Raw genomic sequence first — 25,177 nt, 5'->3', positions numbered from 1 at the left:
AATAAGACAAAATGCATAAACAATCTTTTGCTGCAATTATATCAGAACAACCAAAAACATTAATTCTTGGCTCTTTACCTGGTGATTTATCGTTAGAAGTTAATCAATATTATGGGCATCCACGTAATCGATTTTGGAAAATGATATTTGAGATTTTTGAGACAGAATTTTCAAAAGATTATGAAATAAGAAAACAACTTATTTTACAAAATAAGTTAGCGCTTTGGGATGTTGTACATTCTGCAGAACGTAAAGGAAGTATGGATGTAGATATGAAAAATGTTTCGCCAAATCAGATTGATGAATTGTTGAATGAACATCCTACAATCGAGAAAATAATTTTCAATGGAAAGAAAGCGGAACAATTATTTTGGAAATATTTTGATGAAAAAACATCCATAGAGTATATTTCTTTGCCAAGTACAAGTCCAGCTAATGCTCAATTTTCTTACGAACGATTGCTTAAAATCTGGAAAAATGCAATTATTTAAGATGATTTTTTAATGTTCAAAATAATTTAATCAAAAAAAAGTAAAATTATTTTAGTACTTAAAAATATTATGATGAGAAACTTAGCTTTTAATATAAAATAATTATGAAAAAAATGTTTCCTAAAAGTTTTGTAATTAAAAAAGCTGTTCTATATTTGCACTCACAATCGCGGGAATAGCTCAATTGGTAGAGCGTCAGCCTTCCAAGCTGAATGTTGCGGGTTCGAGTCCCGTTTCCCGCTCTAACTTCTTTCTTAGAAGTGGATGCCTTGGTGGTGGAATTGGTAGACACGCAGGACTTAAAATCCTGTGTCCATTAGGACGTGCGGGTTCAAGTCCCGCCTGAGGTACAGTAAAGTTCAAGAATTTATTTTCTTGGGCTTTTTTTGTTTTTAATTTAGATTGATTATTTTAGAATAAAAATCCAAAATGAAGTTTTTTAAAATTCTATTTTTATTCACTACTTTATGTAAATCACAAACTACAAACATAAATTATACTTATGATTTTTTAGATAAAGAAACTACTCCTGTTTATGAATTTTGGAAAGAATACGTCTCGTTAAGAGCTGAGAATAATATTTTATATAAAAATATGTGGGATAAAGAAGATAATGATCTTGTTATTTCAGCTTCTGGATTTTCTCCTAATTTTTTTGAAATGTATACATATAATAAATTATTATACATTAAGTCTTTACCCGATAATAAATTCGAATTGTCATCAATGTTTTATTGGATACAAGATGAAAATAATGTTAATCTAATTTCAATCGTAAATTATATAATCAAAAAGAATGATGATAAATATATTTTTGAAAATTTTCTAACTCACTCAACAAAAAATTGGAAAAAGAAAAATGTAGGATTAATAGACTATTATTATCCTATAAATTATAAATTCAATAAAAATAACGCTAAAGAAGCGAATAAAACCATTCAAAATCTAAATAAGATATTTGATTTAAATGAAAATAAAATCAAATATTATATCGCAGAAAATTGTGATAAACAATTAGAATCTTTAGGTGTTAATTATATTGCTACTACAGGATTAATGGATCAATGTGGTTATTTCGATAAAGAAAATAATATCCTTTTATCTACTTTCTATGCAGGTGAAAATTATCAACACGAAATTATACATTTAATTAATAAAAAATTCCCAAACGCTCATTATTTATTATTAACAGGTCTAAGTATTTATCATAAATCTAAGAATGCTAATATTGGAAGAAGTCTTGATGAAGTTTTTAAAGATTTTGATAGATTTATTATTGATAATTCAAACTATAATCTCTCATTCATGGGTAAATTTCCTAAAATAAATAATCGTACATCTTCAGAATATATTATTTCAGCTATTTTAATAGATTTAATTTTAGAAAAAGGAGGAGTTGATTTATTAAAAAAAGCATTAATAACAATAAAAACTGATGAAGAATTAAATAATTTTTTGATAAACGAATTAAATATTACTGATCAAAATAATACGATACGAAAAGTAAGTAATAGAATGAAAGATGTGAACTATAAATTAAAAATAGATTTATAAAAAAACCACCTAAATAACTTTAGATGGTTTTTAAAATTATAAGTTGTAATAAATTACTTATTCATAGAGATTAAAAACTCTTCGTTAGAGCGTGTATGTTTGATACGGTCGTGTAAGAATTCCATCGCTTCTACAGGATTCATATCCGATAAATGGTTGCGAAGAACCCACATTAATTGTTGTGTTTTGTCGTCTAATAACAAATCGTCTTTACGCGTAGAAGAACTTACTAAGTCAATTGCAGGGAAAATACGTTTGTTCGAAATCTTACGATCCAATTGTAACTCCATATTACCTGTTCCTTTAAATTCTTCGAAAATAACTTCATCCATTTTAGAACCTGTATCAATCAATGCAGTTGCAATAATTGTTAAAGAACCTCCATTTTCGATGTTACGAGCAGCTCCAAAGAAACGTTTTGGTTTGTGTAATGCATTTGCATCAACACCACCCGATAACACTTTACCAGAAGCTGGCGAAACTGTATTGTAAGCACGAGCCAAACGCGTAATAGAATCTAAAAGAATCACAACATCGTGTCCACATTCTACCATACGTTTTGCCTTCTCTAAAACGATATTTGCAACTTTTACATGGCGATTTGCTTCCTCATCAAACGTAGATGCAATAACCTCTCCGTTTACCGAACGTTTCATATCTGTTACCTCTTCCGGACGCTCATCGATTAATAAAACAATCAAATAAACTTCTGGATGATTTTGCGCAATTCCATTCGCAATATCTTTCAATAACGTTGTTTTACCCGTTTTTGGTGGCGCCACAATCATCCCACGTTGACCTTTACCTATTGGTGTAAATAAGTCAATTACGCGATTTGATAAAGATTTAGAATTACTTAAATTGAATTTCTCGTTAGGGAAAAGTGGAGTTAAATGCTCAAAAGCGATACGATCACGTACATAATCTGGCGTACGACCGTTGATTTCTTTAATTTTGATTAAAGGAAAATATTTTTCACCTTCTTTTGGAGGACGAACCTCTCCTGTAATTGTATCTCCCGTTTTTAATCCAAATAATCTAATTTGAGATTGAGAAACATACACATCATCAGGCGAAGACAAATAATTAAAATCAGAAGAACGTAAAAAACCATAATTATTATCTGGTAAAATCTCTAAAACACCTTCAGTTTCAATAATTCCGTCAAATTCATAATTCGCAGCGCGATATTTATTTTTTTGATTTTGATTATTGTGGTGATTATTTTGTTGAGATTGATCGTTTTGATTACGATTATCAGATTGATTATTTTTCTTCTGATTATTTTGATTATTCTTTTTCAGATCTTGGCTTTTGTTCGCTCGTTCCTGAAATTTATTAACGCGAGGATTATTTTCTTCCTTTTTTTCTGTTTCGGTAGAAGTATTTTCAACTTTTTCAGTTTTTACTTCTTCTGCAACAGCCTCTTTTTGTTGAACTTCTCCTTCCGAATTTTGAACTCGTTTGCGTTTCGGTTTCTTATCTTCTGTAGGTAGATTTTCAGCTTTATCTTTTTTAGCAGGTTTTGTTTCAGCTTTTTCTTCAACCTTTGGTTGGCTGTTGATAAAACCTAAAACTGCGTCTAACAATTCGCCTTTTTTTAATTTCTTATACCCATCGATTTTCAGTTGCTCTGCAACTTGTTGTAAATCTGGTAATTTGAATGATTTTAATTCTTCGATATCAAACATAATCCTATAATGAAGGTATTAATGTGTTTATATTTTTTTTATTCAATAAAGTAATTGGGAATCATAACAATAGAATTGTTATAAAGCGTATAAATTTGAGATTTATTAATGCAATAGTACGAATAATTATAAAAACTCAAAAAGTTTTTTTACATTTGTATTCGAAATTTAAGAAATGATTCAAAGAAAGCAAAGTATATATTTATTCTTAAGTGGAATAATTTCGAGTATATTCGCCATGAATTTTGATAAGCTGTTTGATATTCCATTAAATTGGTTACAAAATCCGGAGAAAGGAGATTACATTTTTTCGTTAGCCTTTTTCTCATCAGCTTTAATTTCATTTTTAACCATTATGTTTTTCAAAAAACGTAAGTTACAGATTAGCTTAGGATGGTTAAACATTATTTTGAATGTTTTATTAATTGGTTCTTTTGTATATTGTCTATTAACATTACCTGGAGAAGGAAATTCTGAGAAAGGTATTTGGGCATTAGTTCCTTTAGCTTCGATTGTGCTTCTGTCAATTGCCAATCGTTTGATTAAGAAGGATGATGATCTTGTAAAATCAGTAGACCGTTTCAGATAGACCAAAAACTTTTTATATTATGAGTGTCTAAAAGCAGTTTCAAGCAATTGAAACTGCTTTTTTCGTTTAAATAAGTTTATTCGAATGTTAAATAAAAATTAATTTTACACTGATGTTTTGAAAATCTAAACTAAAATAAAGGGGTATTGAATTTATTTGTAATGAAATTATAATTTAACCCCTAAAAAAATAGGGGTGTTTTTATTTTATGTTTAATTTTTATTTATTTTTGCATCATAAAACAACACAAAGTAATTTTCTTATGACATCATTTCGTTTTGAAGCACTAAAAGCCGCAAGCAATCGCAAACCGGTAGCTGTTCCTGAATTAGGGAAAAAATCAGAAATTTTTGGAAGCAATGTTTTCAATGACAAAGCAATGCGTCAACATTTAACTTCAGAAGCTTATAAAGCCGTTCGTTCTGCAATGGATTATGGTACTAAAATCGACCGTAAAATGGCAGATTTTGTTGCTTTAGGAATGAAAGAATGGGCGATGAGCAAAGGTGTAACACATTATACACACTGGTTTCAGCCATTAACAGGAACAACAGCAGAAAAACATGATGCTTTTTTCGAAACTTCATTTGATGGAGCAGATCCTGTAGAAAAATTTAGTGGATCATTATTAGTTCAACAAGAGCCAGATGCATCTTCTTTTCCAAATGGAGGAATTCGTAATACATTCGAAGCACGTGGATATACAGCTTGGGATCCAACCTCACCAGCATTTATTTTTGGAACAACTTTATGCATTCCGACAGTATTTGTTTCGTACACAGGAGAAGCTCTAGATAATAAAACACCTTTGTTAAGAGCGCTTTTATCAATTGATGAAGCAGCTACAGAAGTAGCGAAGTTCTTCGATAAAAATGTGAAGAAAGTAACTCCGACTTTAGGTTGGGAACAAGAATATTTTTTAATTGATGATGCTTTAGCGGCTTCTCGTCCAGATATTTTACAAACTGGTAGAACGTTGTTAGGACATGTTTCTGCAAAAGGTCAACAATTAGAAGATCATTATTTTGGTTCGATTCCTACGCGTGTTTTAAATTATATGCGCGATTTAGAAAACGAATGTATGTTGTTGGGAATTCCTGTAAAAACTCGTCACAACGAAGTAGCACCTAATCAATTTGAGTTAGCGCCAATTTTCGAGGAAACGAATTTAGCAGTTGACCACAACTCATTGTTAATGGATGTGATGCAAAAAGTTGGTGAGCGTCATCATTTTAAAGTATTATTCCACGAAAAACCATTCAAAGGAGTTAACGGATCTGGAAAACACAATAACTGGTCGTTAGCAACAGATACTGGAGTTAATTTATTAGCGCCAGGAAAAACACCAAACAGCAATTTACAGTTTTTAACGTTCTTTATTAATACCATCAAAGCAGTTTCAATTTATGAGGAATTGTTACGTGCTTCTATCGCTTCTGCTTCTAATGACCACCGTTTAGGAGCGAATGAAGCGCCACCAGCAATTATTTCGATCTTTATTGGTCAACAATTGACAAAAGTATTGGAAGAATTAGAAGGTGTTTCGACAGGGAAATTATCTCCTGAAGAAAAAACTGATTTAAAATTAAACGTTGTTGGAAAAATTCCAGATGTTTTATTAGACAATACAGATAGAAACAGAACTTCTCCATTTGCTTTTACAGGAAATAAATTCGAGTTCCGTGCTGTTGGATCGACTGCAAACTGTGCAAATGCAATGACAACGTTGAATGCAATTGTTGCAAAACAATTGATCGATTTCAAAAAAGAAGTTGATGCGTTGATTGAAACAGGTTTGAAAAAAGACGAAGCAATTTTCAATGTATTACGTGAATATATCAAAGAAACAAAGAATATATTATTCGAAGGGGACGGATACAGCAAAGAATGGGAAGAAGAAGCGGCTCGTAGAGGATTGTCAAATCACAAGACAACTCCATCTGCTTTAAAAGCAAAAGTTTCTCAAAAATCATTGGATTTATTCTCGGAACTTAATGTAATGAACAACACAGAAGTTGAAGCGCGTTACGAAATCGAATTAGAAGATTACATCAAGAAAATTCAGATTGAAGGTCGTGTTTTAGGTGATATTGTGAGAAATCATATTATTCCGACAGCTTTCAAATATCAAAACATATTGATCAAAAACATTAAAGGATTCAAAGATATTTTTGGAGATGATTATGAAGAATATGCAGGCGAGCAATTAATTATTTTGAAGAAAATTTCGATGCATGTAAACGAATTAAACGCAAAATTGCACTTAATGATGGATGCACGTAAAGAAGCAAATCTGGTTGAATCTTTAGAAGAAAGAGCACATGCTTATTGTGACAAAGTAAAACCATATTATGACGAAATTCGTTACCACGCTGATAAGTTAGAATTAATGGTTGATAATGAATTCTGGGTTTTAACAAAATACAGAGAATTATTATTTACGAGATAATATTTTTAACAATAAATCACAAAACCGATGAGAAATCATCGGTTTTTTTTATTCAAATTTTCTGAATCCCTTGAGTTATTGTATCTTTGCAATCCAATAAAAGTATATGGCAGATTTAGGTCTATTAGATAAATTAAGAGCAATCAAACAACGTTTCGATGAGGTGGCAGATTTAATCATCCAACCAGATATCGTAACAGATCAAGCTCGTTATGCGAAATTAAACAAAGAATATTCTGATTTGAAAGACTTTGTTGAAATGCAAAAACAATACGAAAACTTAATCAATGTAATTGAGGAAGCAGACGAAATTATTCAAGATGGTTCTGATGCTGAAATGGTTGAGTTAGCTAAAATAGAAAAAGACGAAGCAATCAATGCGATTCCACCTTTAGAGGAAGAAATCAAAATGATGTTGATTCCAAAAGATCCAGAAGATGAGAAAAACATCATTGTCGAGTTACGTTCTGGTACAGGAGGAGATGAGGCAGCGATTTTCGTAGAAGATATTTACCGTATGTATTCGATGTATTTCAAAGAAAAAGGATGGAAACACGAAGTATTAAATACTTCTGAAGCATCTGGAAAAGGATACAAAGAGTTGGTAATGCAAGTAGAAGGAAATGCAGTGTATGGAACGATGAAATACGAATCAGGTGTTCACCGTGTACAACGTGTTCCTGAAACAGAATCGCAAGGACGTGTGCATACATCGGCGATTACGGTTGCGGTTTTACCAGAAGCAGAGGAGGTTGATGTAGTGATTAATCCAGCAGATTTGGAGTATCAAACAGCTCGTTCATCTGGTGCGGGAGGACAAAATGTAAATAAAGTTGAAACGAAAGTTCAATTAACGCACAAACCTTCTGGAATTGTAATTGTTTGTCAAGAAGCGCGTTCTCAACATAAGAACCGTGAAAAAGCCTTACAATTATTACGTACAAAATTGTATGAAATCGAGTTCGAGAAAAAACATTCAGAACGTTCTGCTCAACGTAAATCATTAGTTTCGACTGGTGACCGTTCTGCTAAAATTCGTACATACAACTATCCGCAAGGACGTGTAACAGATCACCGTATCAACAAATCAATTTATAATTTGGATAACTTTATGAATGGAGATATTCAAGAAATGATTGATGCATTGAAAATGGCAGAAAATGCAGAAAAATTAAAAGGTTCGGAAGAAGATTTCTAAAATCAATTCTAAATCTTAGATCATACAAAACACTTCAAGAAATTGAGGTGTTTTTTTATATTTAATTCGTTGTTCATTTTGATAATTTTATCAAAAAAAAACGTCTGTTCGAGTGGAATTCTGTAAGAATTTTGTATCGAGAATAGTTTTTTAATGATAAAATTCTATTCTCGATACAATTTTTATTCACTCTGTTTCTAAAAATCACTCGAATTGACGAATTTTTAATTAAAATGAATAATAGGTATATTTAAAAGTAAAATCAATAATATGATGAAAACAAGAGTTAAGATTTGTTGTATTAGTAGCAAAGAAGAAGCACAACAAGCAATAAAATATGGAGCAAATGGATTGGGTTTGGTGGGTAATATGCCAAGCGGACCTGGAGTAATTGGTGATGATTTAATCAAAGATATTACTAAAATTATTCCACCAACATTAGCTTCGTTTTTATTAACAAGTGAAACAACAGCAGAAACAATTATTCACCATTATAAAAAAGTTTATACAAATACAATTCAGTTAGTAGATGAGCTGAAAAACGAAGAATATCAAATTTTGAGAAACGAATTACCTTGGGTAAAGTTGGTACAAGTGATTCATGTGATTGATGAAAATTCGGTAACGGAAGCGGTAGAGAAATCTCAGTTTGTAGACGCTATTTTGTTGGATAGCGGAAATCCTAACTTACAAGTAAAAGAACTGGGAGGGACAGGGCGCACGCACAATTGGGCGATTAGCAAAAAAATTAGAGAAGAAATTAACATTCCTCTATTTTTGGCTGGCGGTCTTCATCCTGATAATATTCGTGAAGCGATTGATGTTGTTCAGCCTTTTGGCGTAGATATTTGTAGCGGTGTAAGAACTGATGGAAAATTAGACGAAAAGAAATTAGACGCTTTTTTTAGAGCGGTTAATGGTTAGAAAAATAAAATCCTTGTCAAAGTTTTGAATCTTGACAAGGATTTTTTTTCTAATTTTCTTTGTCGCTTGAGTCTAAAAGGAATTTGTAAACCGTTTTATCTCCATTACTAGTTATTCTTATAATATTGATAGTATCTTTTCTTTTTTTACTATGGAATTTAATATCTCCAATTCTCAAATTGTAAAATCTCATTGAATCGGATAAATCATTATGATTTAATAATTTTCTTTCATTTAATTTTTTTAAGCTCGATGATTGAATATAAATTGAATCATTTGGATTTACATTTCCTATTTTAATCTGTTTGATTAAGTACGTACAAAATACATTTAATTTTAAATCATTTTTGTCAGAAATTTCTTTATATGAGTGAGAATGTGGAGCTCCTGTAATTGCTAAAAAGCAAGAGTTTAAAGTTAAAATAATTAAAATAAAGAAAAGAAAATTGAATATTTTCATATTAGAATACTGTTTAGTCTTATTTTTTATTATAATACATCGTATTTATTAGATATATTAAAATCACCAATTATTGGAAATGCTTTGGTAATTTGATTGAGTTGGTTAATTATATCTTTAAGAAAAGTTTGGTCAAAATCAATATCAAAAGTTAGATTCGCAGAATATATACCCGATTTATCATTACACTCAATACTTGCTCTTAATTTACCAGAACCATCTCCTGAAATATCAATTTTACAATATTTTTCTAAATCAGAAAATATTACTTTTCCATCTAATTTATTATATAAAATTGCGAGCTTTTGTTTAAAATCTTCAAAAGTTATTGTTAGAATTTCAGCTGAATATTTACCTTGAAATGCTCCTCCTTTAACCTCAATATAACAATTAATCCAATTATTATCATAATCAATTTCTGAGTTATAGTTTATTAGATTTTTTGTCGAAATTCTTATAAAATTTCCTTGACTTTTTATTTCAAAAAATAGATTTTCTGTTGAGTTCATTCAGTGTAATGTTTGGAAAGCTTGTATATAACTAATTTCTTGTAAATATAATTGTTTCTAAAATTACATTCGTCTAAAACAAGTCTGTTTGTAATAAACGTAAGATTACATTCATCTAAAACAAGTCTGTTTATAATAAATGTAAGGTTACATTCATCTAAAACAAGTCTGTTTGTAATAAATGTAAGGTTACATTCATCTAAAACAAGTCTGTTTGTAATAAATGTAAGATTACATTCATCTAAAACAAGTTTGTTTGTAATATCTGTAAGGTTATATTGATTAATAATATATTGACTATATTTATAAAACATTAAAAATAAATGAATTATAAACACTTAATTAACCTGTTATGAAAATTAATTTACAAAAATTATCGACAAAAAATCTGGCGACATTAGCGCAGCGAACTATCAACTCTTCTCAAGCCGGAAATTACACCATTGTAGAGAACCACCCTTTGTTGCTGTCGCTTATTGCGAGTTATCAAAACTACGACACGGTATACACAAAGTTGACCTATAGCGGAAAAGGAAAAGAGGTGGCGACAGCGGATAAAGAGAGAGATGTTGCATTTAGTAACATGAAGGCTTTCTTGAATGGTTATCGTAAATTGACTTCTGTCGCGAACTATCAAGATGCGGAAGCTTTGTACAAAGTTTTCCAAATGTTTGGACTGGATTTAGACAGATTGAGTTATTCTGCCGAAACAGCTCAATTGAAGAAGCTTATCGAAGAATTAGAAAAGCCAGATAATACATTGCGTATTATTAACTTATCGCTTGTATCAGCTTTTGATGATTTGAAAACAAAACATACCGATTTTGAGATATTATTTGCGCAACAAGCAGAGGCTAATGCAGATCTTCGTCAAATATCGAGTGCGTCATCTTCTCGAAAAGAATTGGAACAAGTACTGCGATCTTACCTCAATCTAATTACAGCAATGAAAGATGTACCGGATTGGTCTAATTTGTACCACGATTTGAATGAGATTGTGAAAGCAGCAAGAAATAGTGTGTTGCCTGCAAGTTGAACAAGTAAACAAACGAGCCGAAATTGTAAAAATACTAAACGTTAATTATTGAATAATAAAACCTCCACCCAAATTGCTTGGGTGGAGGTTTTTTTGAGATGATTTTTCGAAATATTTAATTAGATTTATAAATAATTAACTACATAATAATGACTAAACTATTAACACTAATTATCTTATTTGTTTTTACAAACTTATTTGCTCAAAAACAATTTACTATTTCTGGAAAACTTGATGGATTTGATGAAAATGCATTGGTCAAAATAAGTATTAATAATGCTCCTATTGATAGTGTCGTATTAGTTAAAGGGGGTTATAAATTAGAAGGAAAATTAAAAGAGGTTCCATCTTCGGTTTATATTACAGTCAAAAATGGAAAAGATTATCATTCTGCACTTCTTTTTATTGGTAATGAAAAAATTACACTAAATGCCACAAAAAAAGATTTTCCTTATGATGTAAAAACTTCTGGATCTGAGTATGACGAGATGAGGTATAAATATGCTCAGTTTGATAAAGATTATACGATAAAACGACGAGAATTTTTAACTGATATGATGTCGCTTCGTGAACAAAATAAATGGAATGATAGTTTACAAAAAGCATACTGGGGTAAAGTAGAACCTTATGGTAAAATAACTGCATTAGATAATGAATTTGCAAAGAATAGTCTTCAATTTTATCAAGATAATATAAATTCATACTATACACTTTCATTAGTTAATTCATACAAGACAGAATTGTCAAAAGAAGTTTTAATTGATTTGATGAATAAGTTAGAATCTAAATATAAAAAATCAGCCTATTACAAATCTATCATGACAGATATTAATACAGAAAAGTTAAATATTGGCGACAGTTATATAGATTTTATGGCGTATAATCAATCAAATAAAAAAGTTAATTTTTCAGATTATTTCAAAGGAAAATATGTGTTATTAGATTTTACAACTTTTTATTGTGGATTCTCTTTAGAATCTATTCCTGTTTTAGATCAAATAAAGACTAATAATCTTGATAAGTTAGAAATTGTAAGTTTCTATGTAGATAAAGAAGAAATTGGTTATAAAAACTTTCTTTTAAAACATGCAGAAGATTGGATTTCGCTTTGGGATAAAGAAGGTAGAACAGGAGGTACTTATACAAAATACAAGATTATCGGTACACCAACTTTTTATCTTTTTAATCCAGAAGGAAAACTTATTCTAGCAGATTTTGGATTAGATGAAAAGAAAATTACAGAATCAATCAAATAAAAAAAATCCATCCCAATAAATTGAGATAGATTTTACATTTATAAAAAACTGAAAATTAAAATAATTATTCTTTTTTAATGTCCTGCACTGATTACTTTACCTGCTCCTTTTTTGATAAAGAACAGAATAAATGGAATACAGATTAGGAAAACTACACCCAAATACAAGAAAACATCCATATAAGTTAACACAGTTGCTTGTTTGGTAACTTGTAAATCGAGTAGGTTATAGGCTTTATTTAATGCTTCATTTGGGGCAAAACCTTTACTAATGAAGCTCATTTGTAAATTCTGAATATGTTTTTGTACATCAAAATCGGATGTATCAAGATGCGAAACTAAATTTGTTCGGTGTCCAACTGTCCAACGAGAAATAAATGTTGTAATAATCGCGATACCAAAAGATCCTCCTAACTGACGCATCATTCCTGTAAAGGCAGCTCCTTCACCAATTTGTTGCCCTCTCAAGCTCGAAAGTGAAAGTGTGGTAACAGGTACAAATAATAATCCCAATCCAACTCCACGAACAATTAATGGCCAAAAGAAATGCTCGGAACCTGTGTCTGGTGTTAAGATTTTGTATGACCAAAAACTGTAACAGAAAAAGATAAAGAATCCTCCTGCAACCATGTATTTTGGTGGTACACCTTTTTGTAACATTGTTGCGATGATTGGCATCATGAATGCAGTCATCAACGACGAAGGAATTAATAATAAACCTGCATCAGTTGCAGTCCATCCTAAGATTGATTGTGTATAAATTGGAATAATGAATGTCGATCCATATAATCCAAATCCTAAGATGAAGGATAAAATAGTACCAACTGCTAAGTTGCTATCTTTCAGTACACGTAAATTTACAATTGGATGTTTGAAAACTAATTCTCGCCAAACAAATAAAATGAATCCGAAGAAACTTGCGATACTCAAGGTTACAATTGTCGAATCTGAGAACCAGTCGTCTTGTTGTCCGTGTTCTAATACATATTGTAACGATCCAACTGCAATGGCTAACAAAATAATTCCCAAGAAATCGACTTGGCTTAGTTTTGATTTCTCTGCATATTTTGGGCTACGAACAAATGATATCGTTAACAATACGGCAATAATCCCGATCGGAATATTGATGTAAAATATATATGGCCAAGACCAATTATCAATAATATAACCTCCTAAAGGCGGACCAAGCGTAGGACCAACAATAACTCCCATTCCATAAATTGCCTGCGCTAAACCACGCTTTTCGGGTGGATAACTTTCGGTAATGATGGTTTGCGAAGTTACCAACAGTGCTCCACCACCAAGTCCTTGAATAAATCGGAACAAGATAATTTCCCACAACGTTGTTGCATTTCCACAAAGAAATGAGGCAACTGTAAAAATGATAATCGAAGCCGCAAAATAATTGCGTCGTCCAAATTGTTGCGACAACCAGCTGGTCATCGGTACTACAATTACATTGGCAATTGCGTAAGCGGTAACCACCCACGCAATATCAGTTAAAGAGACACCCAAACTACCTTTCATGTCATTCATCGCAACGTTAACAATTGTTGTGTCAACAATCTCTAACAATGCACACATGATGGCGGTAATGGTGATGATTACACGTCTTGCACCATATTCAACTAAATTATTTTCTTCCATAATTTTTCTGAATAGGTGTTATTACTTTGCAGAAGTATTCGATTTTAAAAGAATATCAGCTTCCACGTTCATACCTGGACGAATCATTTTCAACATTTCGTCTTTTTGATCGATAAATTCGATTTTAATAGGAAGACGTTGAACTGTTTTTACGAAGTTACCAGACGCATTATCTGGAGGTAATAACGCAAATTTAGCACCAGTTGCAGGAGATAAAGACGTTACTTTCGCTTTGAATTCGTGGTTTGGATATGCATCTACTTTGATGATGGCTTCTTGTCCAACTCTAATTTTTTCTAATTGAGTTTCTTTGTAATTTGCCACAACCCAAATATTATTTGTAGTCACAATATTAAACAAAGATTGACCAGCTTGAACCAATTGTCCTGGTTGTAAATTAATTTTAGAAACTTGTCCATCTTCAGCTGCAATTACATACGTATAAGACAAATATAATTTTGCATTATCGATGTTTGTTTTGCTTTGACCTATTGCTGCTTCCGCTACTTTTATTTGTGCTTTTGAAGCATCAGCTTGCGCTTTCGAAGTGTTCACTTGTTTTGCTGTAGCTTGCGCTTGTTTTGCTGTAGAAGCTAATTGAGCACGAGAAACACCTAATTGTTCTTGTACAATTCGCAATTGCTTTTCAGCTGTTTCTTTTGCTGCTAAAGCTTGCTCGTATTGTTGTTTTGTGATCGATTGATTTTGGTATAATTTATTGTAACGATCAAAATCATTTTTCGTTCTCCAAACTTGTACTTTTGCTGCTTCTACATTTGCTTGAGCTGTATTAACACTTGCTTGAGCTGTTTCGATTGTTGTATTTGCTGCAACAGCACCAGCTTCTGTCACTCCAATTGCTGCACCAGCTTGAGAAACACCTGCGTGAGCAACTCCTAATTGACCTTCTGCTTGTAATAGAGCATCTTGCGATTGTTGCAATTTCAAGGCAAATTCAGATCCGTCCAAAACAACTAATGTATCACCTTTGTGAACCATTTGGTTATCTTCTACTAAAATCTTCTGAATGTATCCTGAAACTTTAGGTATAACAGGTGTTATTTTTGATTCAATTTGTGCATCATCAGTAATTTCGTGCGCTTGTCCGTGTAAATATTTATAAACTCCATATCCACCTCCAAGGATGATTAATGCTCCTAAAACGATGATAAATTTTGAATTTATTTTTTTCTTTTCTTGATTATTTTCTTCCATATCGAGAGGTGTTATTGTACGTTTTCTAATAAAATTCCTGTAGTATAGTAATATTCGTAGATCGCTAATTGTTCGTCAGCATCTCCGACAACTTGATTGATTTTTGCTTGCAATTGTTGTACATCTGCTTCTAATAAATCGTCTGTATCAGCCAATCCGTTGTCATTTTTATCTTTTACAATTCTGTAGTTTTCGTTCGCTTGTTCTACAGCTTCTTTGTAAACATTATTTTTCTTTTTTGCTAAATCATACTTTTGAAAAGCTTCGTTCATTTCAACTTTAGCTTTATCAATTGTCGTTTCTTTTTGCATCTCATTTTCTAATTTCTGAGCTTTTGCAATTTCAACTTCTGCTTTATTTTTATACAAAGAAGATAAATCATATTTCAATCCAACACCAACATTTGTTGCATTTGTAACCGAAGCAACTTTATCAATATCCATCGCAATATATCCAGCTGAAACCGCTAATTGAGGGTAATAAGCTGCTTTCGCAATTTTGATTTGACTATCAGCAATCTGATTTTTTACATCATATGATTTAACATCTGTACGATTGACGTAATCTTGAGAATTTTGATTGATGGTTTTCAAGGTTTCTACATTATCAACATGAACGATTTTACTTTCGTCTTGTCCAGTCAATAAATTCAATCGGTAATTAATGTTTTTGTATTGCGTTTCGGCTTCATCAATTGCAACTTGCACATTCGATGCTTGTAATTTTGCTCTCAACAAATCATTTCTCGCGATGATTCCGTTATCCAAAAAGTTTTGAAAATCTTTCACACGTTGATTTGCTCTCACTAAGTTTTCATTCAAAACATCGATAGAACGTTGCGTTTTGTACAATCCAAAATATAAATTAATAGCTTGCCAAACCACATTTTCTTTTGTTGCTTCGATTTGTAAGTTTGATAAATCAACCATCAATTCACTGCTTTTGATTGCATTTTTAATTTTAAATCCAGCAAAAACAGGGACAGAAGCACTTGCTTGTCCTAATAATAATTGGCTCGGTTCAACTCCCATTCCTCCACCAGAAGATTGCATCGGAAGTTTGATGTCTACATTTGTTGTCGTAAACAAATGCATGTATTGTCCACTCAACGAAATGTCTGGTAAACGATTGTTTTTCGCGCTTTGTACTTTATACTCACTTGTATTTTTAGCAGCTTCGGCAACTTTCACAGATTTGTTGTTCTGCAAACTTTGTTGAATAACTTCCTGCAAAGAAACGTTGGTTTCCTGCGCATGAGCGAAAGTAGCAACAACTAAACAAATCGGTAAGAAAATTTTATTTTTCATCGTATAGTAAAATTGCTTTTAAAGAATCTATTAAATAAGGGTAATATTCTTCGTGAATATGTTCTGTAAACTCTTCATGAGAAGATAATCCCCATTGTTTCATATATGTTTTTTCGTTCAAAATCAAATAAGATGTTCCACCAATAACTACCATTACAACAGCTTCGGCAGGAGCTTTTCTTTTAAAAACGCCTTCAGAATATCCTTCACTAATAATATTTGTGATATATTCTAAATTTTTTGTTTTTAAGTCATTGACTTTACAATCAATTTCTAAAATTGAATCTCTTTTCGAATATTCTCTTGCCATAATTCGATGAAATTCAGGTTTATCCAAAATTCTATTCAAATAAGCTTTTAGGATTGACTGTAACTTTTCAAATGGAGAAAGTGTAGAATTTTGTGAAATTGAGGCCAATGATTCATTGAAAGTTGTGATACGCCAACTAAATAAATTCTCGACCAATTTATCTTTTGATCCAAAATAATAGCTAATCATCGCAATATTAATGTTTGCTTCTTTTGCAATTTCTCGAACACTTGCAGCATCAATTCCTCGTCTTCCAAAAACTCGTTCAGCCGCGCCCAAAATTTCTATTTGCTTCTCACTTAATTTCATCTTATAAAAATTGAACGCGCAAAGTTAAACAAACGTTTAATTAATTTAAAAAAAATAAGTATTTATTTTAATGATTTTTTATAATTCATTGATTAACTTTTGTCTATGAAAGAAATTTTTCTACATCATATTTGGAAATTGAATCAATTTTCACATCAAAGCTTACAAACTTTTCATGGAGATTTCATTGAAATTGTGAAAGTTGGAAAGTTAAACCATCATGCTGGGCCAGATTTTTTGGAAGCAGAAATCATCATTGGCGATAAATTGTGGATTGGAAGTGTCGAAATGCATGTCAATTCTTCGGATTGGAATTTTCATCAACATTCGAATGATTTATCGTATCAAAATGTGATTTTGCATGTTGTATGGAATCACGATTGTGAAGTTGATATTTTGCGTCAACGTAATGTACAAACTTTGATTTTACAAGATTTTGTAAAACCGGAAATTGTTTTTAATTATCAAAATATTATTAATTCTAAGTTGGATAAAATTTATTGTGAAGAATTTTTAGATTCAATTGATTTGAAGCAATTTTCTTTTTGGTTTGAACGAATTTTAATCGAACGTTTCGAAGAAAAAACAAACGATATTGTACAAATTTTAGAACACAATAATTCCAATTGGGAAGAAACATTGTTCAAAAGTTTGGCAAAGAATTTTGGATTAAAAGTTAATGTAGAAACTTTTGAGATTTGGGCAAATTCTTTTCCGTTCAAAGTTTTGCAAAAAATACAATTTAATGCCCAAAAAGTTGAAGCCTTGTTTTTTGGACAAGCCAGTTTTTTAGAAGAAAACTATGAGAATGATTATTCTAAGCAATTAAAAAACGAATATCAATTCCTGAAAAATAAATATCAATTAGAATCAATTGAAAATAGTTTGTTCCGATTTTCGAAAATGCGACCAATTGGTTTTCCGACGATTCGTTTGGCGCAATTAGCATCGATTTATGTGAATTATCAAAGTTTGTTTTCTGAAATTATTCAGCCAAAAAATTTGAAAGAATTTTATAAAATCTTCGAAAATTTGGAATTAAATTCTTTTTGGGAAACGCATTATACATTTAAGAACGAATCAAAATTTCAACTCAAAAATCTTTCAAAAGATAAAATAAATAATTTGCTCATCAATTCTATTATTCCGATTCGTTATGCTTTTGAGCGACAAAAAGATGAGGTAGAAATTGATTTTTATTTGGATTTATTAAATGAAATGGAAGCGGAAAATAACTCGATTTTAGATGAATTTGAACGAATTGGTTTTGAAAATAAAACCGCAAAAGATTCTCAACAATTAATTCAACTTAAAAAAAGATATTGCTCCGAAAAAAAATGTTTAAATTGCGCTATCGGACAACAAATTTTACGTTAAATGAAAGATCAAATTAGGAATTTTACTGAAACAGAATGGTTTAATGTGATTTCGCGATTTGCAGACAAATTGGGAATTCGCGTTGCAAAATTACGTTTGATTTTCATTTATTTAACCTTTGCAACTTTCGGTTTAACCTTTATTGGTTATTTTATTATGTTATTCTTTTTTTGGGTAAAAGATTGTTTTGTTATCAAACGAAAATCGGTTTTTGATTTGTAAAAAATATTTACAAATACTTAAAACCTTTTATTAATTTTAGATTTCTTAATTTGTTAAATATTTGATGGTTATGTCGTTTTCGATATCGTGAGTGTTTGATAAGGATATTATTTTCACTTCTTTTCCAACCAAGATGAAATATTTAAAAAAATCTACTTTTTACCTGAATAAATCGCAAAGATTTGGCTTGTATTTATTATTTGTTTTGATTTTGTTATTTGAGATTTTTCAACATATTTCAGTTGAAAAAGAAACATATCAATTATCAGAAGCAGATAAAGCTTTGCTAGCAAATTATCAAAAAACTCCGAAAAATTATACATTTAATTCTACTTCAAATAAACAAGTAAAAGATTCAATCAAACCCTTTAACCCAAACGAATTATCTTTAGAAGATTGGATGAATTTAGGGTTTTCGGAACGTCAAGCCGAAGTCATTTTGAAATATAAAGGAATTGTTGGCGGAGAATTTACATCGAAAGAACAGCTTAAGAAATGTTATGTTATCGATGAAGGAAAGTATAATGAATTAGCTCCTTTTGTTCTTTTACCAGAACAATCTAAATCGAGTTTTATAGATTATTCATCACCAAAAACTAAAATAGTTTACAAAAATTTCAATCCAAATGATTTGCCACAACAAGGCTGGGAAAAACTTGGTTTTTCGCCAAAACAGGCAGAAATAATCATGAAATATAAACAGATTGTTGGAGGAAAGTTTACCTCGAAAGAGCAATTGAGGAAATGTTTTGTGATTGATGATGCGAAATATGCAGAGATGAAAACGTATATTTTGTTACCAGAAAAATCAAAGGAAGATGAAAAAAATGAGAAAAAACAAAGTGGCAAAAAGATTCAATATGTAAAATTTAATCCAAATAGTTATTCTGAAAATGATTGGCAAAAAATAGGTTTTTCGTCTAAACAAGCTGCTTCAATTATGAAATATAAAAATATTTTGGGAGGTCAGTTTAAATCGAAAGAACAATTGAAAAAATGTTATATGATTTCGGATGAAAAATATGCAGAAATGGAATCTTATATTGATTTACCTGAAAATGTAATTTATAAAGCTGAGCAGCCAAAAGTTGAACAGTCAAAAAGTGAAGATAAAGTAGCAGAAAAAATAGAAATAAAAGGTAAGTTTAATCCAAATAATTTGAGTCATGAGGATTGGATAAAACTCGGTTTCACAGAGAAACAAGTAAATACGATTCTTAATTTTAAACGTTCGTTAGGTGGGAGTTTTAAAGATGCAAAAACATTGAAAAGATGTTATGCGATAAGTGAAGAAAAGTTTAGGGAAATTGAGCCTTATTTGGTTTTTGAGTGATTATTCATTCATAGGTTAGTTTTAAAAAATAAACGCGTTATAGGATTTCCTAAACGCGTTTATTGGTTTTTATAATTTCTGATTATTAGTAGTTAAACAGCTCTTCTAACGTTAATTCTTTTACTTGTCCAAGTTTTTCAACAGATGGCCAATCTAAGTTTTCTTTCTTACCAATTAAACCAACATTGAAGTTTTGACCTTTGATATGTTTTTGGAAAAATTGATCCAATTGTTCTAATGTTAATTTAGATGTTTGATAGTAAATATCTTTATTGATATCATAATTTAGACCTTTATCTTGTAATGATAACCAATAAAAGAACACATTTGCTTTTGTATAACGACTTGTAGCGATTTGCTTAAGTGCTGCTTGTTTAGAATTATTGAATTGATTTTCTGCTTTTGGCATATTATTCATTAATTCTTTCATTGCGTCAACAGCTTGTGGCAATTTGTTTGCTTGTGTTCCAATTACAGCTCTTACATAATTGTAATTATCTTTTTTATTTGCATTAATGTAATAAGAACCAGCAGAATAAGCCAATGATTTAGACTCGCGAATTTCTTGGAAAACGATAGATGACAAACCTCCACCAAAATACTCATTGAAAATTCCTGTAGATGTCAACAAAGTTGGATCATATTTAGTATCACGAGCAAAGAAATTAATTTCCGCTTGTACCATATCGTAAGGAGCAAAATATACTTTGCCATCTGTAGCTGGTTGTGGATATTCTTTTTTCTTAGGATAATCTAAATTTTTCCCGAAATTATGATTTTGTTCAATTGCTTTTTTCGTTTCCGCTTCATTATTTCCGTAATAGAAAATTTGGTGCTTGTAATTAAAGAAATCTTTGATGATTTGCGTTAATTCTTTTGGATCAATAGCTTTCAAATCAGCTTCAGAAATAATATCTCTCGAGCGATTATTTGGTCCATATTGCGCATAAGTGTTCAACAAAGAAGAAATCACGTTTTTGTTCTTTTTTGAATTTTCTCTTGATTTCAAGATTGTTTTCACATATTCTTGGTAAGATTCATTATTTGCAACGGCATCACTTAAAAGATGTTCAAATAATTTGATTCCGCTTGTTAAGTTCTTTTGTAAACCTGTGATATAAACAGAAGTTCTTTCTGTACCAGGATTAACTCCATAATCAACACCAATTTTATAAAACTCTTTTTTCAAGTTTTCTGGCGAATATTTGGACGTTCCTAAATAATTTAAGTAATTAATCGCTAAACCAAGCTTTTTGTTATTGTCTGATCCCATATCCGCGATATAGTAAACAGAGCTAATATCGTTTGTCTTGTTCTGAATCGAAGTGAATTTTGCATTCTTGATTTTACTTTCGTTCAATTCTTTTTTGAAGTCAACAAAAACTGGTTTAATCTCACTTGATTTAATCTTCATGAAATCTTTGTACCAAGTAGATTCAGCATCACGATTCAATTGAATTGGCGTAATTCCAGGATTCGAAACACGTACCAAATCCTTGTTTTCACCTTGACGTTTGTAAACAATTACATAATTATTCGTATAATTATTCTTTGCAAAGTCCATTAGTTCTTGCTTTGTTACACGACCCATATCATCGTATTGATCGACAACTTCTGCCCAAGGAACATCATTGATATATGATTTGTACAAACTTGCTGCTAAAGAACGAGTATTTTCCCAGCTTTTCATACGAGATTTTCTTAAATCATTTACAACTGCTTCTATCATCCAATCATCAAATTCCCCTTTTTTGATTTTTTCAATCTGAGCAATTAATAAATCACGTACTTCTTCTAAACTTTGTCCCTGTTTTGGAGATCCAGAAAAAGAATGCATACCATAATCTCTAAAGAAAGAAGAAGAGCTTCCTGCTCCTAATGTTTTTTGCTGTTGATTGATATTTAAGTCGATTAATCCAGCTGTAGAATTACTTAAAATATAATCAATTAATGTTACATATTTTGCATCAGAACTTTTTGCTCCGTTAAAACGGTAAGCAAACTGAACACGTTCCGAAGATGGACTAAAAACTTCGCTTGTTACAATTGTTTTAATCGGCTCTTCTTTTGCAACATATTGTGCAGGTGCTGCTTTTGTAGCATAATTTCCAAAATATTTGTCAATCATTGGAACAGCCGTATCAAAATCGAAATCACCAATCAACATCACAGCCATATTGCTCGCTACATAATATTTATCGAAATAATTATGAATTGCAACCATTGATGGATTTTTTAAATGTTCTGAAGTTCCAATAGTTGTTTGTGTTCCGTAATGCGATTTTGGAAACAATGTTTCCATCATTTTATAAAAAACTAAACGTCCATCATTGTCTTGTGAACGATTAAATTCTTCGTAAACGGCTTCTAATTCAGTATGAAAAAGACGTAAAGTTAATTCACTAAAGCGCTCAGATTCTACTGTTAACCATTTCTCTAATTCATTATTCGGAATATTATTATGATAAATTGTTTCTTCTAAAGATGTATGTGCATTAGTTCCTGATGCTCCCAAAGATGAAATTAATTTATCGTATTCGTTTGCCACAGCATATTTGGATGCTTCTTGCGAAACTTGATCAATTTTTTTATAGATTTCTACTTTTTTTGCAGGATCTTTTTCTGCTTTGTGCTGTTCGTATAAATCTGAAATTTGTTGGATCAAAGGTTTTTCAACAGCCCAATTTTGTGTTCCAATTTTAGAAGTTCCTTTAAAAACCATATGCTCTAAGTAGTGAGCCAAACCAGTATTGTCTTCTGGATCGTTGTTAGAACCTGTTTTTACAGCTATATGAGTTTGGATTCTTGGTTCGTCTTTTATTTGAGCCAAATAGATTTTCAAACCATTTTTTAGCGTATAAATTCTTGTATTCGAAGGATCATTTTCTACCATTTCGTAGGTATATCCTTTATTGTCAGTTTTTTTCACTGTTTTTAATTGTGCGTGAGTAAATACAGAACCAAAAATGATTCCGCAGATCAAAATAGATTTCCTCATGTATTAATTTTTTAAGTTGCTTAAAAGTAATACATTAAAACGAATAAGAGAAAACTATTTTCGATATAGAGTTATTTTGTTAATCTAAAACCAATCATTGTAAAGAGTAAACCAATGAGTACACTCAAAAAAATATAAATAATTGGTGTGATGTAATTTTGTTGTTGAATTAAGTTGAAATTTTCATACGAAAAACTTGAAAATGTCGTGAAACCTCCACAAAATCCAGTTATCAGTAAAAAATTGAAATAGGTATTTCCTAAACCATTTTTGATTGAATATCCATATAAAGTGCCAATCAAAAAACAACCGATAATATTTGTCAAAAACGTAGCAAATGGAAAAGGTTGTGAATAATATTTTCCGATTCCGTACGAAATTAAAAATCTTGCAACACTACCAAAAGCGCCACCTAAACCGACAAATAGTATAGATTTTAAGAGATTCATTAAATTCTATTAACAATTTTAATTAAAGCTAAAAATAGTAAAATGATGAATGAAATAATTCCTAAAAAGAATAAACCTAATCCAAAATAAGCAATTGTAATTGTTCCAATATTCCAACCGATTAAGTTGATTGAATAACCTATCAAAATCAGTACTACTGAAATCAATAAAAATTTGAAATTATTTACTTTTTCTAAATTCATCATTCCTAAAGATGTGAAGCTAAAACAAGTTCAGCTTGACATCTGTATTTTATTTTGAGTATTAAATATAAAACTATTTTCCGATAAAATTCTTCACAGCAATTGCAACTTTTGCTCCGTCCATTGCGGCAGAAATAATTCCACCAGCGTAACCAGCTCCTTCAGCGCAAGGAAATAAACCAGCAACTTGCGTATGTTCTAAGGTTTCTTCATTTCTCGGAATACGAACAGGCGAAGAAGTTCTTGATTCTGTTGCCACAATATTTGCATTTTCGGTATAGTAACCATTCATTTTTTTACCAAATGTTTGGAAACCTAATTTCAAAGATTGATGAACTTCTTTTGGTAAAACTTCGCTCAATAAACCTGATGTTAAACCTGGTAAATACGAGCAATCATTTAATGAATTGGATAATTTCCCTGAAACAAAATCAGTCATTCGTTGTGCGGGAGCTTTTAATTTACCTTCACCAACTTGCCACGCTTTTTGCTCGACCATTTGTTGAAACTTCATTCCACCCAAAGGTCCAGTAAAACCATATTTAGCAAAATCTTTTTCATCAACTGTTACAACCATTCCCGAGTTTGCAAAGAATCCGTCACGTTTAGAAGGTGACCAACCATTTACTACCAATTCTCCTTCGTCTGTAGATGCGGGCGCGATAATTCCACCGGGACACATACAAAAAGAGAAAACGCCGCGACCTGCTTCTTGAGAAACTAATGAATACGAGGCTGGCGGAAGAAATTCGTTGCGTTCTGTTCCGATTGGACAATGATATTGAGCAGAATCAATCAAACTTTGGTGATGTTCTACACGAACGCCTAATGCAAAAGGTTTTGCTTCGATTAAAACTTTCTTTTCATCTAACATTCTGAAAATATCACGAGCCGAATGTCCCGTTGCTAAGATCAAAGAAGAAGTTTTAATTTTTTTATCATGATTAATTTCAATTCCTTTGATTTGATTATTCTCGATGATAATATCCGTTAGTTTTGTATCAAACCAAACTTCACCACCACATTCGATAATTGCTTCGCGCATGTTGGCGATAATCCCAGGTAACTTATTTGTTCCGATATGTGGATGCGCTTCTTGTAAAATACGCTCTGTTGCACCGAAATGGACAAACCATTGCAATGATTTCAGAATGTTTCCACGTTTTGTAGAACGCGTATATAATTTTCCGTCCGAATAAGTTCCAGCGCCACCTTCGCCATAACAATAGTTTGATTCAGGATTTACTTTTCCTTCTTTATTCATTGCTGCTAAATCACGACGACGATCACGAACATTTTTACCACGCTCGATGATAATTGGTTTTAGACCTTGTTCTATTAATTCTAACGCAGCAAATAATCCAGCAGGACCAGCACCAGCAATATAAACTTCGTGTTTGTTTTCTACATTTTGAAGATTTGGATGAAACTCGAAAGCATCAGAGAATTCTTCATTTACAAAAACATTGACTTGTAATTGGGAAATAATATTTCGGCTTCGTGCATCTAAAGAGCGACGAATAATTTGGTAAGCATTGATATTCTCTGGTTTTGTTTTAACAGCAGATGCTAAACGTTGTTTCAGAAGTTTCTCGTTTGCAGCTTCTGTAGGAGATATGCGTATTGTTACATTTTGAGGCATATTTATTGA

22 protein-coding genes and 2 tRNA genes are annotated in these 25,177 nt (G+C 31.2%); 13 read left to right on the top strand and 11 right to left on the bottom strand.

Going from position 1 to position 25,177, the window contains the following annotated elements:
* The first annotated feature begins 11 nt into the window (after positions 1-11).
* From HXZ69_RS01395 to HXZ69_RS01380, 4 genes are all read left to right on the top strand, one after another.
* Entirely contained in the window at positions 12-491 is a 480-nt protein-coding gene (locus HXZ69_RS01395; protein WP_286494773.1) for a DNA-deoxyinosine glycosylase, read from the top strand.
* A gap of 169 nt (positions 492-660) precedes the next feature.
* Positions 661-733 (top strand) — tRNA-Gly (locus HXZ69_RS01390).
* A gap of 24 nt (positions 734-757) precedes the next feature.
* Positions 758-841: transfer RNA gene (locus tag HXZ69_RS01385), tRNA-Leu, on the top strand.
* A 79-nt stretch (positions 842-920) separates the two neighbouring features.
* Positions 921-2,045 (top strand): hypothetical protein, encoded by a 1,125-nt coding sequence (locus HXZ69_RS01380; protein WP_286494772.1) that lies wholly within the window; start codon positions 921-923, stop codon positions 2,043-2,045.
* Positions 2,046-2,098: 53 nt separating this feature from the next.
* Here the strand turns inward: HXZ69_RS01380 and rho are convergent, their stop codons facing one another.
* Positions 2,099-3,736, bottom strand: coding sequence for a transcription termination factor Rho (gene rho, locus HXZ69_RS01375; protein WP_115001683.1), 1,638 nt, complete (start codon positions 3,734-3,736; stop codon positions 2,099-2,101).
* 175 nt (positions 3,737-3,911) lie between these two features.
* Here rho and HXZ69_RS01370 point away from each other — a divergent pair, with 175 nt between their 5' ends.
* From HXZ69_RS01370 to HXZ69_RS01355, 4 genes are all read left to right on the top strand, one after another.
* Complete coding sequence (locus HXZ69_RS01370) at positions 3,912-4,325, top strand: DUF4293 domain-containing protein (protein WP_038332961.1); 414 nt, start codon at positions 3,912-3,914, stop codon at positions 4,323-4,325.
* Between the two features lie 262 nt (positions 4,326-4,587).
* Positions 4,588-6,774: a glutamine synthetase III family protein gene (locus HXZ69_RS01365; RefSeq protein ID WP_286494771.1), complete on the top strand. Its 2,187-nt coding sequence runs from the start codon at positions 4,588-4,590 to the stop codon at positions 6,772-6,774.
* A gap of 106 nt (positions 6,775-6,880) precedes the next feature.
* Positions 6,881-7,972 carry a peptide chain release factor 1 gene (prfA, locus tag HXZ69_RS01360; RefSeq protein WP_038332970.1) on the top strand — a complete coding sequence of 364 codons (1,092 nt, stop codon included), beginning with the start codon at positions 6,881-6,883 and terminating at the stop codon, positions 7,970-7,972.
* A gap of 273 nt (positions 7,973-8,245) precedes the next feature.
* A complete protein-coding gene (locus HXZ69_RS01355) occupies positions 8,246-8,896 on the top strand; it encodes a phosphoribosylanthranilate isomerase (RefSeq protein WP_286494770.1) in 651 nt (216 codons plus the stop codon).
* A 49-nt stretch (positions 8,897-8,945) separates the two neighbouring features.
* Here HXZ69_RS01355 and HXZ69_RS01350 read toward each other — a convergent pair whose 3' ends face one another.
* Together HXZ69_RS01350 and HXZ69_RS01345 are read right to left on the bottom strand one after the other, a co-directional pair.
* Complete coding sequence (locus HXZ69_RS01350) at positions 8,946-9,356, bottom strand: hypothetical protein (RefSeq protein ID WP_286494769.1); 411 nt, start codon at positions 9,354-9,356, stop codon at positions 8,946-8,948.
* A 29-nt stretch (positions 9,357-9,385) separates the two neighbouring features.
* Positions 9,386-9,865: a WapI family immunity protein gene (locus HXZ69_RS01345; protein WP_286494768.1), complete on the bottom strand. Its 480-nt coding sequence runs from the start codon at positions 9,863-9,865 to the stop codon at positions 9,386-9,388.
* Positions 9,866-10,217: 352 nt separating this feature from the next.
* On the opposite strand from HXZ69_RS01345, the gene HXZ69_RS01340 reads away from it, so the two are divergent.
* A complete protein-coding gene (locus tag HXZ69_RS01340; RefSeq protein WP_286494767.1) occupies positions 10,218-10,901 on the top strand; it encodes a DUF6261 family protein in 684 nt (227 codons plus the stop codon).
* Positions 10,902-11,050: 149 nt separating this feature from the next.
* Positions 11,051-12,157, top strand: coding sequence for a TlpA disulfide reductase family protein (locus tag HXZ69_RS01335; protein ID WP_180905119.1), 1,107 nt, complete (start codon positions 11,051-11,053; stop codon positions 12,155-12,157).
* Between the two features lie 74 nt (positions 12,158-12,231).
* Here HXZ69_RS01335 and HXZ69_RS01330 read toward each other — a convergent pair whose 3' ends face one another.
* From HXZ69_RS01330 to HXZ69_RS01315, 4 genes are read right to left on the bottom strand one after another with little or no spacing between them, the layout of a single operon-like run.
* Positions 12,232-13,803 carry a DHA2 family efflux MFS transporter permease subunit gene (locus tag HXZ69_RS01330; protein ID WP_219033731.1) on the bottom strand — a complete coding sequence of 524 codons (1,572 nt, stop codon included), beginning with the start codon at positions 13,801-13,803 and terminating at the stop codon, positions 12,232-12,234.
* Positions 13,804-13,824: 21 nt separating this feature from the next.
* The gene (locus tag HXZ69_RS01325; RefSeq protein ID WP_038332984.1) at positions 13,825-15,018 is read right to left on the bottom strand and encodes an HlyD family secretion protein; all 1,194 of its coding nucleotides are present in this window, start codon (positions 15,016-15,018) and stop codon (positions 13,825-13,827) included.
* A gap of 11 nt (positions 15,019-15,029) precedes the next feature.
* The gene (locus HXZ69_RS01320) at positions 15,030-16,325 is read right to left on the bottom strand and encodes a TolC family protein (RefSeq protein ID WP_286494765.1); all 1,296 of its coding nucleotides are present in this window, start codon (positions 16,323-16,325) and stop codon (positions 15,030-15,032) included.
* Positions 16,315-16,944, bottom strand: a complete 630-nt coding sequence (locus tag HXZ69_RS01315) for a TetR/AcrR family transcriptional regulator (RefSeq protein WP_280062831.1) — start codon at positions 16,942-16,944, stop codon at positions 16,315-16,317. The genes HXZ69_RS01320 and HXZ69_RS01315 overlap by 11 nt, the downstream gene beginning before the upstream one ends.
* 105 nt (positions 16,945-17,049) lie before the next feature.
* Here HXZ69_RS01315 and HXZ69_RS01310 point away from each other — a divergent pair, with 105 nt between their 5' ends.
* From HXZ69_RS01310 to HXZ69_RS01300, 3 genes are all read left to right on the top strand, one after another.
* Complete coding sequence (locus tag HXZ69_RS01310; RefSeq protein ID WP_125349609.1) at positions 17,050-18,321, top strand: DUF2851 family protein; 1,272 nt, start codon at positions 17,050-17,052, stop codon at positions 18,319-18,321.
* A complete protein-coding gene (locus HXZ69_RS01305; RefSeq protein WP_125349608.1) occupies positions 18,322-18,543 on the top strand; it encodes a PspC family transcriptional regulator in 222 nt (73 codons plus the stop codon).
* Positions 18,544-18,676: 133 nt separating this feature from the next.
* The gene (locus tag HXZ69_RS01300) at positions 18,677-19,876 is read left to right on the top strand and encodes a ComEA family DNA-binding protein (protein WP_286494764.1); all 1,200 of its coding nucleotides are present in this window, start codon (positions 18,677-18,679) and stop codon (positions 19,874-19,876) included.
* An 85-nt stretch (positions 19,877-19,961) separates the two neighbouring features.
* On the opposite strand, the gene HXZ69_RS01295 is transcribed toward HXZ69_RS01300, so the two are convergent.
* The 4 genes from HXZ69_RS01295 to HXZ69_RS01280 form a co-directional block, all read right to left on the bottom strand.
* The gene (locus HXZ69_RS01295) at positions 19,962-22,874 is read right to left on the bottom strand and encodes a M16 family metallopeptidase (protein ID WP_286494763.1); all 2,913 of its coding nucleotides are present in this window, start codon (positions 22,872-22,874) and stop codon (positions 19,962-19,964) included.
* Between the two features lie 71 nt (positions 22,875-22,945).
* Positions 22,946-23,323 (bottom strand): fluoride efflux transporter CrcB, encoded by a 378-nt coding sequence (gene crcB, locus HXZ69_RS01290; protein WP_125349605.1) that lies wholly within the window; start codon positions 23,321-23,323, stop codon positions 22,946-22,948.
* On the bottom strand, positions 23,323-23,529 hold the full coding sequence (locus tag HXZ69_RS01285; protein WP_125349604.1) for a hypothetical protein: 207 nt from the start codon (positions 23,527-23,529) through the stop codon (positions 23,323-23,325). Before HXZ69_RS01285 ends, crcB begins: the two co-directional genes overlap by 1 nt.
* 70 nt (positions 23,530-23,599) lie before the next feature.
* Positions 23,600-25,168, bottom strand: coding sequence for an NAD(P)/FAD-dependent oxidoreductase (locus HXZ69_RS01280; RefSeq protein ID WP_219033725.1), 1,569 nt, complete (start codon positions 25,166-25,168; stop codon positions 23,600-23,602).
* Positions 25,169-25,177: the final 9 nt, after the last annotated feature.

Origin of the sequence: Empedobacter sp. R132-2 (assembly GCF_030324375.1) — a bacterium.
Classification (GTDB): Bacteria; Bacteroidota; Bacteroidia; order Flavobacteriales; family Weeksellaceae; genus Empedobacter; species Empedobacter falsenii_B.
The sequence above is the reverse complement of the archived record's forward strand: the minus strand, read 5'-3'. Positions and strand labels throughout refer to the sequence as shown.

Excerpts from the sequence above, each read along its gene's own strand:
- HXZ69_RS01395 (WP_286494773.1), top strand. The coding sequence starts at position 12 with ATGCATAAACAATCTTTTGCTGCAATTATATCAGAACAACCAAAAACA.
- HXZ69_RS01380 (WP_286494772.1), top strand. The coding sequence starts at position 921 with ATGAAGTTTTTTAAAATTCTATTTTTATTCACTACTTTATGTAAATCA.
- rho (WP_115001683.1), bottom strand. The coding sequence starts at position 3,736 with ATGTTTGATATCGAAGAATTAAAATCATTCAAATTACCAGATTTACAA.
- HXZ69_RS01370 (WP_038332961.1), top strand. The coding sequence starts at position 3,912 with ATGATTCAAAGAAAGCAAAGTATATATTTATTCTTAAGTGGAATAATT.
- HXZ69_RS01365 (WP_286494771.1), top strand. The coding sequence starts at position 4,588 with ATGACATCATTTCGTTTTGAAGCACTAAAAGCCGCAAGCAATCGCAAA.
- prfA (WP_038332970.1), top strand. The coding sequence starts at position 6,881 with ATGGCAGATTTAGGTCTATTAGATAAATTAAGAGCAATCAAACAACGT.
- HXZ69_RS01355 (WP_286494770.1), top strand. The coding sequence starts at position 8,246 with ATGAAAACAAGAGTTAAGATTTGTTGTATTAGTAGCAAAGAAGAAGCA.
- HXZ69_RS01350 (WP_286494769.1), bottom strand. The coding sequence starts at position 9,356 with ATGAAAATATTCAATTTTCTTTTCTTTATTTTAATTATTTTAACTTTA.
- HXZ69_RS01345 (WP_286494768.1), bottom strand. The coding sequence starts at position 9,865 with ATGAACTCAACAGAAAATCTATTTTTTGAAATAAAAAGTCAAGGAAAT.
- HXZ69_RS01340 (WP_286494767.1), top strand. The coding sequence starts at position 10,218 with ATGAAAATTAATTTACAAAAATTATCGACAAAAAATCTGGCGACATTA.
- HXZ69_RS01335 (WP_180905119.1), top strand. The coding sequence starts at position 11,051 with ATGACTAAACTATTAACACTAATTATCTTATTTGTTTTTACAAACTTA.
- HXZ69_RS01330 (WP_219033731.1), bottom strand. The coding sequence starts at position 13,803 with ATGGAAGAAAATAATTTAGTTGAATATGGTGCAAGACGTGTAATCATC.
- HXZ69_RS01325 (WP_038332984.1), bottom strand. The coding sequence starts at position 15,018 with ATGGAAGAAAATAATCAAGAAAAGAAAAAAATAAATTCAAAATTTATC.
- HXZ69_RS01320 (WP_286494765.1), bottom strand. The coding sequence starts at position 16,325 with ATGAAAAATAAAATTTTCTTACCGATTTGTTTAGTTGTTGCTACTTTC.
- HXZ69_RS01315 (WP_280062831.1), bottom strand. The coding sequence starts at position 16,944 with ATGAAATTAAGTGAGAAGCAAATAGAAATTTTGGGCGCGGCTGAACGA.
- HXZ69_RS01310 (WP_125349609.1), top strand. The coding sequence starts at position 17,050 with ATGAAAGAAATTTTTCTACATCATATTTGGAAATTGAATCAATTTTCA.
- HXZ69_RS01305 (WP_125349608.1), top strand. The coding sequence starts at position 18,322 with ATGAAAGATCAAATTAGGAATTTTACTGAAACAGAATGGTTTAATGTG.
- HXZ69_RS01300 (WP_286494764.1), top strand. The coding sequence starts at position 18,677 with ATGAAATATTTAAAAAAATCTACTTTTTACCTGAATAAATCGCAAAGA.
- HXZ69_RS01295 (WP_286494763.1), bottom strand. The coding sequence starts at position 22,874 with ATGAGGAAATCTATTTTGATCTGCGGAATCATTTTTGGTTCTGTATTT.
- crcB (WP_125349605.1), bottom strand. The coding sequence starts at position 23,323 with ATGAATCTCTTAAAATCTATACTATTTGTCGGTTTAGGTGGCGCTTTT.
- HXZ69_RS01285 (WP_125349604.1), bottom strand. The coding sequence starts at position 23,529 with ATGATGAATTTAGAAAAAGTAAATAATTTCAAATTTTTATTGATTTCA.
- HXZ69_RS01280 (WP_219033725.1), bottom strand. The coding sequence starts at position 25,168 with ATGCCTCAAAATGTAACAATACGCATATCTCCTACAGAAGCTGCAAAC.